This window comes from Burkholderia sp. GW821-FHT14F03, assembly GCF_058803765.1.
Genome location: NZ_JBXAPG010000002.1, coordinates 182,175 through 196,333 on the forward strand (window position 1 = coordinate 182,175; position 14,159 = coordinate 196,333).

Here is a 14,159-nt window from a genome sequence, read left to right on the forward strand (position 1 = left end):
CATGGCTATCCTGCACTCCCGCCGCGCCCGCCTCGCGGCCGCCGCGCTGGCGACCGTCGCGGTCGCCGGCTTCGGCGCCTTCAGCGCGATCCGCGTGAACGCGAGCGCGCCCGACAAGTCGGCGCCGCCTCCGCCCGAAGTCGACGTCGCCACGGTTCTCGCGAAGACGGTGACCGACTGGCAAAGCTATTCGGGCCGCCTCGAGGCGGTCGAGAAAGTCGACGTGCGGCCGCAGGTGGCCGGCACGATCGTCTCGGTCAACTTCAAGGACGGCGCGCTCGTGAAGAAGGGCGACACGCTGTTCGTGATCGATCCGCGCCCGTATCAGGCCGAGGTCGACCGCGCGGCCGCGCAGCTCGCGGCCGCGCAGGCCCGCGACGGCTATGCGCAAAGCGACTGGCAGCGCGCGCAGCGCCTGATCGGCGACAACGCGATCGCGAAGCGCGACTACGACGAGAAGCAGAACGGTGCGCGCGAGGCGAACGCGAATTTGAAAGCGGCCGCCGCCGCGCTCGAGACTGCGCGCATCAACCTCGGCTACACGCGCATCGTCGCGCCGGTCGCGGGCCGCGTGTCGCGCGCGGAGATCACCGTCGGCAACGTGGTGTCGGCCGGCGCATCGGCCGCGCCGCTGACCACGCTGGTCTCGGTATCGCCGATCTACGCGTCGTTCGACGCCGACGAACAGACCTACCTGCAATACATCAACGGCGCGAAGGACGGCCGCCGGGTGCCGGTGGAACTGGGGCTCGCGAACGAGAGCGGCTATTCGCGCAGCGGCGCGATCGATTCGGTCGACAACCGGCTCGATGCGTCGTCGGGCACGATCCGCGTGCGCGCGCGCTTCGACAATGCGGACGGCATGCTGGTGCCGGGCCTGTATGCGCGCATCAAGGTGGGCGGCAGCGCGCCGCATCCGGCGCTGCTCGTCGACGACGCGGCGGTCAACACCGACCAGGACAAGAAGTTCGTGTTCGTGGTCGACGGACAGGGGCGCGTGTCGTATCGCGAGGTGCAAGTGGGCGGGCAGCACGGCAACCAGCGCGTGATCGTCAGCGGCCTGCAGGCGAGCGACCGCGTGGTGGTGCGCGGCACGCAGCTGGTGCGGCCCGGCGAGCAGGTGAAGCCGCATCTCGTGCCGATGACGGGCGGCGAGGATGCGCCCGCCACCCCGGTCGCGGCGGCGCAGGGCGCGCCGGCGGCGGCCAAGTCCTGATCCGCCCGCACTGCTGATCCGGGCGCGCCGTGCCGGCGCGCCCTATCCGATAGAGCTTTCCATGAACATATCCAAATTTTTCATTGATCGACCGATCTTTGCAGGGGTGCTGTCGGTCATCATCCTGCTCGGCGGGGTGATCGCGATGTTCATGCTGCCGATTTCCGAGTATCCGGAAGTCGTGCCGCCATCCGTGATCGTCAAGGCGCAGTATCCGGGCGCGAACCCGAAGGTGATCGCCGAAACGGTCGCATCGCCGATCGAAGAGCAGATCAACGGCGTCGAGGACATGCTGTACATGCAGTCCCAGGCCAACAGCGACGGCAACCTGACGATCACCGTCACGTTCAAGCTCGGCACCGATCCCGACAAGGCCACCCAGCTCGTGCAGAACCGGGTGAACCAGGCGCTGCCGCGCCTGCCCGAGGACGTGCAGCGGCTCGGCGTGACGACCGTGAAAAGCTCGCCGACGCTGACCATGGTGGTCCACCTGATCTCGCCGGACAACCGCTACGACATGACCTACCTGCGCAACTACGCGCTGATCAACGTGAAGGACCGGCTGTCGCGGATCCAGGGCGTGGGCCAGGTGCAGCTGTGGGGCTCGGGCGACTACGCGATGCGCGTGTGGCTCGATCCGCAGAAGGTCGCGCAGCGCAACCTCACGGCCGACGACGTCGTGAGGGCGATCCGCGAACAGAACGTGCAGGTCGCGGCGGGCGTGATCGGCGCGTCGCCGTCGCTGCCGGGCACGCCGCTGCAGTTGTCGGTGAATGCGCGCGGCCGCTTGCAGACCGAGGGCGAATTCGGCGACATCGTCGTGAAGACCGCGCCCGACGGCGGCGTCACGCATCTGCGCGACATCGCGCGCATCGAACTCGATGCGTCCGAGTACGGGCTGCGTTCGCTGCTCGACAACAAGCCGGCGGTCGCGATGGCGATCAACCAGTCGCCGGGCGCGAACTCGCTCGCGATCTCCGACCAGGTGCGCAAGACGATGGCCGAGCTGAAGCAGGATTTCCCGGCCGGCGTCGACTACCGCATCGTCTATGACCCGACGCAGTTCGTGCGCTCCTCGATCAAGGCCGTCGTGCACACGCTGCTCGAAGCGATCGCGCTCGTCGTGATCGTGGTGATCGTGTTCCTGCAGACCTGGCGCGCCTCGATCATTCCGTTGATCGCGGTGCCGGTGTCGATCATCGGCACCTTCTCGCTGCTGTTGCTGTTCGGCTATTCGATCAACGCGCTGTCGCTGTTCGGGATGGTGCTCGCGATCGGGATCGTGGTGGACGACGCGATCGTCGTGGTCGAGAACGTCGAACGCAACATCGAGAGCGGCCTGAGCGCGCGCGCCGCCACCTACAAGGCGATGCAGGAAGTGAGCGGGCCCATCATCGCGATCGCGCTGACGCTGGTCGCCGTGTTCGTGCCGCTCGCGTTCATGTCGGGCCTGACGGGCCAGTTCTACAAGCAGTTCGCGATGACGATCGCGATCTCGACGGTGATCTCGGCGTTCAATTCGCTGACGCTGTCGCCCGCGCTGTCGGCAATCCTGCTCAAGGGTCACGGCGACAAGGAAGACTGGCTCACCCGCGTGATGAACCGCGTGTTCGGCGGCTTCTTCCGCGGCTTCAACAAGGTGTTCCAGCGCGGTTCGGAGCACTACGGTCGCGGCGTGCGCGGCGTGCTGTCGCGCAAGGCGGTGATGCTCGGCGTGTACGTGGTGCTGGTCGGCGCGACGCTGCTGGTTTCGCGCGTGGTGCCGGGCGGCTTCGTGCCCGCGCAGGACAAGGAATACCTGATCGCGTTCGCGCAGCTGCCGAACGGCGCGTCGCTCGACCGCACCGAGAAGGTGATCCGCGAGATGGGCGCGATCGCGCTCAAGCAGCCGGGCGTCGAGAGCGCGGTGGCGTTCCCGGGGCTGTCGGTGAACGGCTTCACCAACAGTTCGAGCGCGGGCATCGTGTTCGTCACGCTGAAGCCGTTCGACCATCGGCACGGCAAGGCGCTGTCGGCGGGCGCGATCGCGGGTGCGCTGAACCAGCAGTACGCGGGCATCAAGGATTCGTTCGTCGCGGTGTTCCCGCCGCCGCCCGTGCTCGGGCTCGGCACGCTCGGCGGGTTCAAGCTGCAGGTCGAGGATCGCGGCGCGGTGGGTTACGCGCGGCTGGCGGATGCGACCAACGACTTCATCAAGCGCGCGCGGGAAGCGCCCGAGCTGGGGCCGCTGTTCACCAGCTACCAGATCAACGTGCCGCAGCTCAACGTCGACCTCGATCGCGTGAAGGCGAAACAGCTGGGCGTGAACGTGACCGACGTGTTCGACACGATGCAGATCTACCTGGGCTCGCTGTACGTGAACGACTTCAACCGCTTCGGCCGCGTCTACCAGGTGCGGGTGCAGGCGGACGCGGCGTTCCGCCAGCGCGCGGACGACATCCTCCAGCTCAAGACCCGCAATGCGGCGGGCGAGATGGTGCCGCTGTCGTCGGTCGTGACGGTGTCGCCGACCTTCGGGCCGGAAATGGTGGTGCGCTACAACGGCTACACCGCCGCCGACGTGAACGGCGGGCCCGCGCCCGGCTACTCGTCGGGGCAGGCGCAGGCGGCGATCGAACGGATCGCCGCGCAGACCCTGCCGCGCGGCGTGAAGTTCGAGTGGACCGACCTCACGTATCAGCAGATCCTCGCGGGCGACTCGGCGTTCTGGGTGTTCCCGATCAGCGTGCTGCTGGTGTTCCTGGTGCTGGCCGCGTTGTATGAAAGCCTGACGCTGCCGCTCGCGGTGATCCTGATCGTGCCGATGAGCATCTTGTCGGCGCTGACGGGCGTGTGGCTCACGCAGGGTGACAACAACATCTTCACGCAGATCGGCTTGATGGTGCTGGTCGGCTTGTCGGCGAAGAACGCGATCCTGATCGTCGAATTCGCCCGCGAGCTGGAGCATGACGGCAAGACCCCGCTCGAAGCGGCGATCGAGGCGAGCCGGCTGCGCCTGCGGCCGATCCTGATGACGTCGATCGCATTCATCATGGGTGTGGTGCCGCTCGTGCTGTCGACGGGCGCGGGCGCCGAGATGCGTCATGCGATGGGGATCGCGGTGTTCTTCGGGATGCTGGGCGTGACGCTGTTCGGCCTGATGCTGACGCCGGTGTTCTATGTGGTGCTGCGCACGCTGGCGGGCGGCAAGATCCACGTCGCGCAGAAGGATTCAGCGGCTTATGGCGTGCCGGCCGCCGATGCTTGAGGACAGGATGATGAACGACAACAACATGGTGCGCGGCGTGCTGCGCGTCGCAAAGCTCGCGGGCGCGAGTGCGCTGCTGGTCTCGCTGCTGGCCGCATGCGCGGTCGGGCCGGATTATCACCGGCCGGACGTCACGACGCCCGCCGCGTTCAAGGAAGCGCCGGCGCTCGCGCCGGGCGAGCAGGCCGGCAGCTGGAAGGCTGCCGAGCCGGCCGACGCCGCGCATCGCGGCGAATGGTGGACAGTGTTCGGCGACCCCGTGCTCGATGCGCTCGAACAGCAGGCGCTCGATGCGAACCAGAACCTGAAGGCGGCCGCCGCCCGGGTCGAGGAAGCGCGCGCGGCGACCCGCGCGGCGCGCTCGCAATGGTTCCCGCAGATCGGCGCGGGTTTCGGGCCGACGCGCGAAGGGCTGTCGTCGGCGTCGCAGTTCCAGCCGCAGGGCACCGGCCCGACCAACGCGACGCTGTGGCGCGCGCAGGGCACGGTGTCGTATGAGGCCGACCTGTTCGGACGGGTGGGACGGAACGTCGAGGCGTCGCGCGCGGACGCCGCGCAGAGCGAGGCGCTGTTCCGTTCGGTGCAGCTTGCATTGCAGGCCGACGTCGCGCAGAACTACTTCGAGCTGCGCCGGCTCGATTCGGACCAGGACCTGTACCGGCGCACCGTCACGCTGCGCGAAGAAGCGCTGAAGCTCGTGCAGCGGCGCTTCAGCGAAGGGGATATCAGTGAGCTGGATGTGTCGCGTGCGAAGAACGAACTGGCGACCGCGCAATCGGATGCGATCGGCGTCGCGCGGCGCCGCGCGGCATCCGAGCATGCGCTGGCGATCCTGCTCGGCAAGGCGCCGGCCGACTTCGCGTTCAAGGAAACGCCGATCGTGCCCGTCGGCGTGACGATTCCGTCGGGCTTGCCGTCGGCGCTGCTGGAGCGGCGGCCGGACGTCGCGGCGGCGGAGCGGGCGATGGCGGCGGCCAACGCGCGCGTCGGGCTGGCGAAGTCCGCGTATTTCCCGAAGCTCGACATCACGGGTGCGTTCGGCTACGAGGCGACCACGCTCGGCAGCCTGTTCATGTGGACGAGCCGCACCTTCCTGCTCGGGCCGTTCGCGGGCACGGCGCTGACCTTGCCGCTGTTCGACGGCGGACGGCGCAGCGCGGGCGTGGCGCAGGCGCGCGCGCAGTATGACGAGCAGGTCGCGAACTATCGGCAGCAGGTGCTGGTGGCGTTCCGCGAAGTCGAGGACAACCTCGCGGACCTGAGGCTGCTCAACGACCAGATCCGCGCGCAGGACGACGCGGTCAATGCGTCGCGGCGCGCCGCCAAGTTGTCGCGCACGCAGTATCAGGAAGGCGAGGTCAGCTACCTGGATGTGATCGACAGCGAGCGTTCGGTGTTGGTGTCGCAATTGCAATCGAACGAGCTGACGGGCACGCAGGCGGTGTCGACGGTCAATCTGATCCGCGCGCTGGGCGGCGGCTGGGGGAATGCGGCGGCCGCGCCGATGGCGGGCGAGGCGAAGCGGGACCAGGTCGCGCAGCGCTGAGCGGGGAGTGAGTCGGGCGGGCGCCGCGTGCCGGGGGCGGCGTCGTGCGGGAGTACGACGCCGCTTTTTTCAGGCGGCGTGCAACGGCTCGCGCCGCGATTACTTGATCAAGCGCATTCCCGCGACCTTCGAGGCCGCGACATCGAAAGTCGCCGTGTATTCGCAGCCGGCGACATGCCCGGACTGCTCGATCAGGCAGTCCGCGAAATCCGCCTTGCCCGAGGCGCCGAACACACGAAGCGCCTTTCGCACCGTTTCGGCGCCTTCGATGATCAGCTCCTTGGTGCCGATCATCGCGTCGATGATGTCCTCCATCTGTTCGTGTTCGACGTCGTAGCAGCGCGCGAGCACCCACACGATCTCGATCAGTGCGACCTGTGAAACATAGCCCGGCTCTTCCGCCGACAGCGATTCCATGAGGGCCGTCGCCTTCCTGGACTGCGCAGCGTCGTCTTGCGCGAAGTAGCGGACCAGGACGTTCGTATCCAGGCCGATCATCGTGCGGATGCCCCCTGGTCGGCGATGGCGCGGTTCATGTCGTCGATCGACACCGCTTTGGCGGGCTTCTTCACGATGCCCTTGAGCGCGGCGAGCGAGCGCGTGACGGGATAGACCTCGTACCGGCCCGTGGCCTCGTTGAGGCTGAATTCGACCCGGTCACCGGACTCCAGCCCAAGCTCGTTGCGCACATCCACCGGGATCGTGACCTGGCCCTTCGATGTAATGGTTGCTTTCGTCATGACGGTTCTCCGTTTTCCTTACTTTAGGGTAAGGAATGGGAAAGTGCAACCTCGAGACCGGAACCCGCAGCCTCGGATCGCACTTCCGCACAGGCCCTAGCCCACGTTGCGTTCATAAAGCGACGCCACATAACCCGAAGGCAGCGGCATGACCTTCACCTGCCGGAAACCCTGCGACGCGTAGTATGCGCAGAGCTTCTCGTTTCTCGCATCGCAATCGAGCCTGAGCCGGCTGCGATGATTCGCGCGCACCTGCGCCGCACACCAATCGACGGCGTAGCTGCCGAGCCCGAGCCCATGGAGGCCGTTGCGGATGCCGAGGTTGTGCAGGTAGCCGGCGTCGGGCGCCTGCGGCCCCCAGTATTCCTCGTCGTCCCACTGGAGCGACAGGATGCCGGCCGGCACGCCGTCCTGTTCGATGATGAACCAGCCGCCCCGGTCGAGACGCGCGTGCGCATCGGTTTCGCTCCAGCCCGTCTTGCCCCAGACCGCATCGCCGCGGCTCAGCTTGTAGTCGATGGCGTCCCGGCGGATCTGGCGGAGCAGGGGGACGTCGTCCCGCACGGCGCGGCGGATGCGTCTGTCGGTCATCGGGTTGCCCGGTTGGCCGGAAGCCTGCGCAGAGGCCCGGTGTGGAGGAAAGGTGGTTGGGCGATTTCACCACAGGCTTGCGATTGTGTCGAACCTCGGGCAGGGTAGCCGGACGGGTATACGGTGCCAACCGGCATCGCCCCGCGATCCTTCACACGCCACCGGAACTCGCCAGCCCCACGCCATGAACTTCTTGACGCATCTCCCACATCGACCACCGATGCCCGCAATGGCGGCCGGCGTTCGTTCGGAGGCTCAAGATGCGTGTGGGACAGGCTGACCCCGCGCCTCGCACGAGAATCGACGATCCGGACGCCCTTGCGGGCGTTTTTTCATTTCAGTTTCTTTCTGAATGCAAAACCCGGAGCGACACATGAAATTCTCACAGCAATTCTTTTCCAATCGTTTCTTCGAGCAAGACAACGCCAAGCTCGAACTGGTCGATCTTGCCCGCAAGGCGTGCTTCATTCACCAGGACGCGGCAGGACTCTACTCGTAGCTGTCGCTGGGCCTGCGCGCGCAGCGGTGCGTCGAGCGCATCGTGCGCGAGGAAATGGAATACGCCGGCTTCTGCGAAGTCCAGCTGAGCCTGTCGCAGGATGCCGATCTCTGGCGGCGGAGCGGTCGGTTCGATGCCTACGGTGCGGAAATGATGCGGTTCGCCAAGCGCTCCGGACGACTGCTCTGCCTTGGCGCGACGTGCGAGGAACTGGCCACGCAAATGGTCAAGACCCACTACAACAGGACGGACATGGCCCTGGCCCTGTACCAGTTCGGCAACAAGTACCGCGACGAGCTTCGCACCCGCGTGCGGACTGGCGAGGGCCAAGGAGTTCATCATGAAAGACGCCTACACGTTCAACGCCACGGAAGCCGACGCCCGTGCGATGTATGGGACCGTGCGCGAGGCGTACGTCCGCATCCTCGCGCGGCTCGGGCTGGAGGCGATCGTGACGTCGAGCGACAACGGCGAGATCGGCGGTCAGGGCTCGGAGGAATTTCATGTCCTCAGCGAACTGGGCGAGGATGAAATCGATGGACGCAGGACGCTCGAATGCGCGCACATCTTCGATCTCGGCGATCGCTACTCGCGGGCCATGGGGCTGGTCAACGGCAGGGATGCATTCGTCAGGATGGCGTGTTTCGGCTGCGGCGTGTCGCGTCTCGTCATGCTGCTGCTCGAACGTCAGCGCGACGCGCGCGGCTTCCGGGGGAGCGCCTCGTTCAACGCGTTCGACGTCGTCCTCACGGTCATCGACTGGGAGCGTGAGGCGCATCGGACGGTCGCGGAAGCGCTGCGGCACGAACTCCAGGCGAGAGGCTTGCGCGTGCTGGTGGGCGATCGACGGGCACAGGCCGGAAAGAAGCTCGCCGACGCGGAACTGATCGCGTGCCGCCAACGCGTGGTGATCCGCCACAAGGCGATCGAGTCGGGGCGTTTCGAGTGGATGGAGCGGCGAACCCTGATGCGGGAAGCCGTGTCGGCGGAAGAGATCGTGGCGCGTTGCTCGCGGGGGATTAGCCCGCGTGCGTTCCGCCGCCGATACGGGCCAGGCCCGCCACGGCGCGGCCTTTCCGGCAAACGTCTGCGCCACTCGCTCCATGACGGAATCGACCACCGCCCGGATCGACGGTGCATGCCGCGGGTCGGCATGCACGACCGGCCGGATTTCGCGATGAAACGGCACGCCGCCGCCTGCCGCGCGCCGATATCGCTGACCCGACCTCGCCCACCCGCGCGCACGCTACCCCGAAAACACCTCGCCCATCGGCCTCATCCGCATGCCCGGCGCGAGCCTGGTCCAGGGCAGGTCGGCGGGATCCGCCTGCATCGGGCCGGGCGCCTTCGCGACGAGCACCGCGTGCGCGATGTCCTGGAAATCGGCGCGGAAGTGCACCGAGCTTTTGTTGACGAGGATCTTCATCGCTTCGGGCTCGATACCGCCCACGCGATAGAGGTTGCGATCGAGCATCTGCGCCTTGCCGCCGCTCACCACGATCCGCACGCCGTCGATCCTGAGGCAGGCCACGGGGCCCACGTCGGCCAGCATGCCGTTCATCATCGGCCCGTCGTAGCGGCACACGCCGTCGGACAGCGTCACGACCTCGTAGCGCCCCAGCAGCGGCGTGTCGCCGGGCACGCCGGAGCCGCCGAGCGCCAGCTCGACGAAGCCGCCGACCCCGGCGCGCTGCGCCGCCGCCACCGCGGCGGGATCCCACAGCAGGCCGATCGCCGCGTCGCGCGCGCCGTTGCGCAGCAGCGCGCGCAACAGCCCCGTCGTGTTGGAATCGCCGCCCGCGCCGGGATTGTCCTGCGTGTCGGCGATGACCACCGGCTTGTCGGCCCCTTCCGCGAGCCGCATCGCTTCCCGCACTGCTTCGTCGGGCGACAGGAACGGCACCTGCCACGCGGCTTCGTCGGCCAGCATCTTGTCGTACAGCGTCCGCACCGCCGATTCGACGGCCTCGGCATCGTCTCCGTAGCCCCACAGCACCGGGCCGCATTCCGGGAAATCGGCCGCCGGGAAACCCGGCGCGAACGACAGCGACGCCACGCCGTCGGCTTCCAGCGCCGCGAGCCGCGCGTACATCGCGCGCGCGGGTTCGACCAGCGTGCACATGCCGTTGATCGGAATCAGGAACGGCAGCCGGCGCGCGTCGCGATGCAGCGTGCGGCCGCCCTGCGCGCGCCGGTCGAGCAGGCGCTGCAGCAGCACGGCCGCGCGCTCGCCGGTCTCGGCCATGTCCACATGCGGATAGGTGCGGAAGGCCACCAGCGCATCGGCCGCGTCGAGCATGCGGCCGGTCACGTTGGCGTGCAGGTCGAGCGAGGCGACCACCGGCAGGCCCGGCCCGACCGCCGCGCGCACGCGTTCCAGCAGCGTGCCCTCGCCGTCGTCGGTATGCTCGGCGACCATCGCGCCGTGCAGGTCGAGATAGATCGCGTCGTAACCGCCGCGCCGCGCCGCGTCGACGATTTCACCGGCGATACGCTCGAACGCGTCCTCGGTGACGTGGGCCGACGGGCTCGCGCCCGCCCAGATCACCGGCAGCAGCGTCCAGCCGCGCCGTTCCGCCGCGGCGATGAAGCCGCCGGCCGGGATGTTGACGTCGCGCAGCGCGAGCACGTCCGCGCCGCGCGCCATCGCGGGAAAGCCCTCGCCGCGCTCGAAGTTCGCATAAGCGGCCTTCGAGGGCGCGAAGGTATTGGTTTCGTGTTGGAAACCGGCAATCAGGATGCGTGTGGTCATGAGACAGATTCCAGGAAGCGCGCGGGATGCGTCATGGTTGAAGTCGTCCGCGCGGCCGGCGGCCGCGCGTGCAGGGTGTCGGTGTCGCGATCGGGGCGGGCCGGCGGCATCAGGCCGGACCTGTCGCCGGACCTGTCGCGTCGCCTTGCGTGGGCAGGCGGTTCAGGACCAGCACCGCCGCGCCAGCGATCAGCAGCGCCACCATCACCAGCAGGCCGGCCTGCATGCTGCCGGTCGCGGTGCGGATCTCGCCGATGAGGGTCGGGCTCAGGAAGCCGCCGATCAGGCCGATCGTGTTGATGAGCGCGATGCCGCCCGCGGCCGCGTCGCCCTTCAGGTATTGCGACGGGATCGCCCAGAACACGGTGTAGGCCGCCCAAACCATGGCCGTGGCGATCGTCATGCAGATCAGCGAGAACGCGAGATGGCCGCCCGCGAAGGTCGCGGCGCCGAGCGCGAGCGCGCCGACGAGCGCCGGCACCGCGCTGTGGAAGCGGCGTTCGCCGCGCCGGTCCGAGCGGCGGCCGATGACGAGCATCGCGAACGCCGCGCCGAGGTAGGGAATCATCGAGTAGAAGCCGATCTGCATGGTGTCGGCCACGCCGTCGGCCTTGAGGATCGACGGCAGCCAGAAGCTCACCGCGTAGATCCCGCAGATGATCGTGAAATAGGAGAACGCCAGCAGGTAGACGCGCGGATCGCGCGCCACCTGCCCAAACGAATGGTGGCCGGCGCCGGGCGCGCGCAGTTCGGCGGCGAGCAGGCGTTTCTCCTGCTCGCTGAGCCAGCCCGCGTCGGCCGGCCGGTCGGCCAGCACCTTGAACACGAACAGGCCGAGCAGCGCGCACGGCAGGCCCTCGACCACGAACATCCATTGCCAGCCCGCGAGGCCGTGCGCGCCGTCGAACGCGGTCATCAGCCAGGTCGACAGCGGCGAGCCGACGATGCCGCCGATCGGGCCGGCCAGCATCACGACGGCCATCACGCCCGCCATGCGGCGCGGGCCGTACCAGTAGGTCAGATAGAAGATCATGCCGGGCGCGAAGCCGGCCTCGAACACGCCGAGCAGGAAGCGCAGCAGGTAGAACGTGGTTTCGTCGCGCACGAACATCATGCCCGCCGACGTCAGCCCCCACAGCACCATGATCCGGCTGATGGTCCGGCGCGCGCCGATCCTGGGCAGCATCAGGTTGCTCGGAATCTCGAACAGCACGTAACCGAGGAAGAAGATGCCCGCGCCGAGCCCGTAGGCCGCGTCGGAGAACCCGAGCGCGCCCTGCATGTGCAGCTTCGCGAAGCCGATGTTCACGCGATCGAGGTAGGCGAACGTGTAGCACAGCAGCAGGACCGGCAGCAGACGCCAGTCCAGCTTGCGGTACAGGGCCTGCAGGGCCGGGCTGTCCGGGGCGGCGGGATGGCTGGGCGACGGAACGGCGGACATGTCTCTCTCCAGTGGCGTGGGCACGGGCGTGTGCGTCTTGTCGATCTTGTCTGGTCGTCCCATCGTCGGAGAGACGAAAAGTCAGAGCAAGAGCAACTTAAGTGATTTAATGTTGCCTGCGTGGCAACACCCTACATAAAAAGCGGGAATCCCACATGCGCGAACTGAACCAGCGCCGCCTGCGTTACTTCCACGAGGTCCTCACGCACGGCTCCATCCGCGGCGCGGCCGACAGCATCAACACCTCGCCTTCCGTCATCACGCGGCAGATCCGCCTGCTCGAGGAGGAGGTCGGCGCCGTGCTGTTCGAGCGTCAGGCGCGCGGCGTGCGCCCGACCGAGGCCGCCGCGCATCTGCTCGAATACTGGCGCGGCTGCCGTTCCCAGCAGGAATTGTTCGAGGAGCGCCTGCAGGCGCTGCGCCGGCTGCAATCGGGCCAGGTTCGGATCGTGACCAGCGAAGGCTACGTCGATGTGTTGATGGACGAGGTGCTGACCGATTTCTGCATGCGCTATCCGAAGCTCGACGTGATCGTCGACGTGCTGCCGGTCAACAACGTGCTGCAGGAGGTGGCCGAGAGCCGCGCGCATATCGGCCTCGCGTACAACCCGCCCGCGCATCCGGAGGTCGACTATCTCGTGACGTCGGCGCAGCCGGTGGTGGTGCTCGTGCATGCCGGGCATCCGCTCGCCGTGCGCGGCGGCGCGGTCGCGGCGCACGAGCTGACCGAGTATCCGCTCGCGCTGATGCCGCCCGCGTTCGGCCTCGGGCAGATCGTGCAGATGCTCGCCTACGCGGAGAACCTGTCGCTGCGCCCGGCGCTCACCACCAATTCGCTCGCGGTGCTGCGCCACTTCGTCAAGCGGCACGACGGCGTCACGCTGATCGGCGCGTTCGCGGCCTATCGCGAACTGGAGATTGGGGAACTCGTCGCGCTGCCGATCGCGCATCCGCTGTTCGATTCCGCCAAGGCGCGCGTGCTGGTGAAGACGGGGCGGCCGCTCGGCGTGGCCGCGGACACCCTGCTCGGCTGCATCCTGCGCGACATGAAAATGTTTGCGAAACCTGACGGCAAGGCGCCGCGCGCGGCGCGCGGCGGGGTGGCCCGGCGCGGGGGAAAGCGGGGGGGATAGCGCGGATCGGCGACAGGGCGCGCGCGGCGTCGCTCACAGCAGCGGCAGCGTGAGCCGGATGTGTTCCGCGAAGGCCGCGACGAGATGCGCGGGACGCTTCCGCCCGAACCGCACGGTGATGCCGACGGCGGGCAGGGCCGGCAGCGCGGGATCGCCATTGAGGATCGCGAGGTCCGCCGGCACGGCGGTCTGCGTCATGACGGCGAACGCCTGCCCGGACCGCACCAGCGCGGTGAGCCCGGACAGGCTGCTGCTCGCATACGCGATGCGGTAGTCGCGGCCGGCGCGCCGCAGGGCGTCGCACGCCGCGAGGTGGTCGAGCGTGTCCGGGTCGGAGAGCGCGAGCGGCAGCGGCGCGAAGCGCGCGGGCTCCATGCCGGGGTAGCCGATCCACACCAGTTGCTCGCGGCGGATGAGGTCGTCGTCCGCGCTGTCTTCCGGCAGCGAGATCATCGCGAGGTCGACCGCGCGCTGCTCCAGGTGTTCGAGGAGGCGCGGCGTGGGTCCGCTCACGACCTCGACGAGCGCGTGCGGATGCCGGCGCGAGAACGCGCGCAGCAGCGCGGGCAGGAAGGCGGCCGCGTAGTCGTCCGGGCAGCCGAAGCGGATGGTGCCGGACAGGCCCTTGCCGCCCAGGTCGGCGAGCGCCTCGTCGTGCTGGCGCAGGATCCGCTGGGCGTGGATCAACAGCCGCTCGCCGGGATTCGTCAGCACCACGCCGCGCCCGGTGCGCTGGAACAGCGGCTGGTCGACGATGTCCTCCAGCCGCTTCATCTGCTGGCTCAACGCGGACTGGGTCCGGCCGATCCGGGCCGCCGCGCGGCTCAGCGCGCGTACCTCGGCGATGACGACGAACGAGCGGAGCAGGTCGATTTCGAGTGGACGTCCCAAGGTATCAGTCTCCTTTCTACCTTGCATAAGAACTATTCGATTCTATAAAAGCAGAGGGGCTCCTAGACTGCAAGTCATGTTCATTTCAGCCCGGAGCCGCGCC

The 14,159-nt window shown here is 68.1% G+C and carries 11 protein-coding genes and 1 pseudogene; 5 read left to right on the forward strand and 7 right to left on the reverse strand.

Features of this window, described 5'->3' with window-relative positions; genetic code table 11:
* Position 1 precedes the first annotated feature (1 nt).
* The 3 genes from AC1RQF_RS02350 to AC1RQF_RS02360 all read left to right on the forward strand — a co-directional run bounded on the left by AC1RQF_RS02350 (position 2) and on the right by AC1RQF_RS02360 (position 6,009).
* Positions 2 to 1,216, forward strand: coding sequence for an efflux RND transporter periplasmic adaptor subunit (locus tag AC1RQF_RS02350; protein WP_252983912.1), 1,215 nt, complete (start codon positions 2 to 4; stop codon positions 1,214 to 1,216).
* A 61-nt stretch (positions 1,217 to 1,277) separates the two neighbouring features.
* Positions 1,278 to 4,463, forward strand: coding sequence for an efflux RND transporter permease subunit (locus AC1RQF_RS02355; protein WP_492871224.1), 3,186 nt, complete (start codon positions 1,278 to 1,280; stop codon positions 4,461 to 4,463).
* A 10-nt stretch (positions 4,464 to 4,473) separates the two neighbouring features.
* Entirely contained in the window at positions 4,474 to 6,009 is a 1,536-nt protein-coding gene (locus tag AC1RQF_RS02360; protein WP_273997455.1) for an efflux transporter outer membrane subunit, read from the forward strand.
* A 99-nt stretch (positions 6,010 to 6,108) separates the two neighbouring features.
* Here the strand turns inward: AC1RQF_RS02360 and AC1RQF_RS02365 are convergent, their stop codons facing one another.
* The 4 genes from AC1RQF_RS02365 to AC1RQF_RS02380 form a co-directional block, all read right to left on the reverse strand.
* On the reverse strand, positions 6,109 to 6,507 hold the full coding sequence (locus tag AC1RQF_RS02365) for a type II toxin-antitoxin system VapC family toxin (protein ID WP_273997456.1): 399 nt from the start codon (positions 6,505 to 6,507) through the stop codon (positions 6,109 to 6,111).
* Positions 6,504 to 6,749 (reverse strand): AbrB/MazE/SpoVT family DNA-binding domain-containing protein, encoded by a 246-nt coding sequence (locus tag AC1RQF_RS02370; RefSeq protein WP_273997457.1) that lies wholly within the window; start codon positions 6,747 to 6,749, stop codon positions 6,504 to 6,506. Before AC1RQF_RS02370 ends, AC1RQF_RS02365 begins: the two co-directional genes overlap by 4 nt.
* A 96-nt stretch (positions 6,750 to 6,845) precedes the next feature.
* Positions 6,846 to 7,340, reverse strand: coding sequence for a GNAT family N-acetyltransferase (locus AC1RQF_RS02375; protein ID WP_492871225.1), 495 nt, complete (start codon positions 7,338 to 7,340; stop codon positions 6,846 to 6,848).
* Between the two features lie 382 nt (positions 7,341 to 7,722).
* On the reverse strand, positions 7,723 to 8,181 hold the full coding sequence (locus tag AC1RQF_RS02380; protein ID WP_492871226.1) for a hypothetical protein: 459 nt from the start codon (positions 8,179 to 8,181) through the stop codon (positions 7,723 to 7,725).
* Here AC1RQF_RS02380 and AC1RQF_RS02385 point away from each other — a divergent pair.
* Positions 8,180 to 8,785, forward strand: a pseudogene (locus tag AC1RQF_RS02385) (aminoacyl--tRNA ligase-related protein); the annotation flags it as partial. The gene AC1RQF_RS02380 and the pseudogene AC1RQF_RS02385 sit on opposite strands and share 2 nt — an antisense overlap.
* Before the next feature lie 300 nt (positions 8,786 to 9,085).
* Here AC1RQF_RS02385 and AC1RQF_RS02390 read toward each other — a convergent pair.
* Together AC1RQF_RS02390 and AC1RQF_RS02395 are read right to left on the reverse strand one after the other, a co-directional pair.
* On the reverse strand, positions 9,086 to 10,591 hold the full coding sequence (locus AC1RQF_RS02390; RefSeq protein ID WP_273997461.1) for a M81 family metallopeptidase: 1,506 nt from the start codon (positions 10,589 to 10,591) through the stop codon (positions 9,086 to 9,088).
* A 109-nt stretch (positions 10,592 to 10,700) separates the two neighbouring features.
* Complete coding sequence (locus tag AC1RQF_RS02395) at positions 10,701 to 12,032, reverse strand: MFS transporter (protein ID WP_492871227.1); 1,332 nt, start codon at positions 12,030 to 12,032, stop codon at positions 10,701 to 10,703.
* A gap of 155 nt (positions 12,033 to 12,187) precedes the next feature.
* Between AC1RQF_RS02395 and AC1RQF_RS02400 the strand changes: the two genes are divergently transcribed.
* Entirely contained in the window at positions 12,188 to 13,165 is a 978-nt protein-coding gene (locus AC1RQF_RS02400) for a LysR family transcriptional regulator (RefSeq protein WP_492871228.1), read from the forward strand.
* A 33-nt stretch (positions 13,166 to 13,198) separates the two neighbouring features.
* Here AC1RQF_RS02400 and AC1RQF_RS02405 read toward each other — a convergent pair whose 3' ends face one another.
* Positions 13,199 to 14,056 carry a LysR family transcriptional regulator gene (locus AC1RQF_RS02405; protein WP_273997464.1) on the reverse strand — a complete coding sequence of 286 codons (858 nt, stop codon included), beginning with the start codon at positions 14,054 to 14,056 and terminating at the stop codon, positions 13,199 to 13,201.
* Positions 14,057 to 14,159 lie beyond the last annotated feature (103 nt).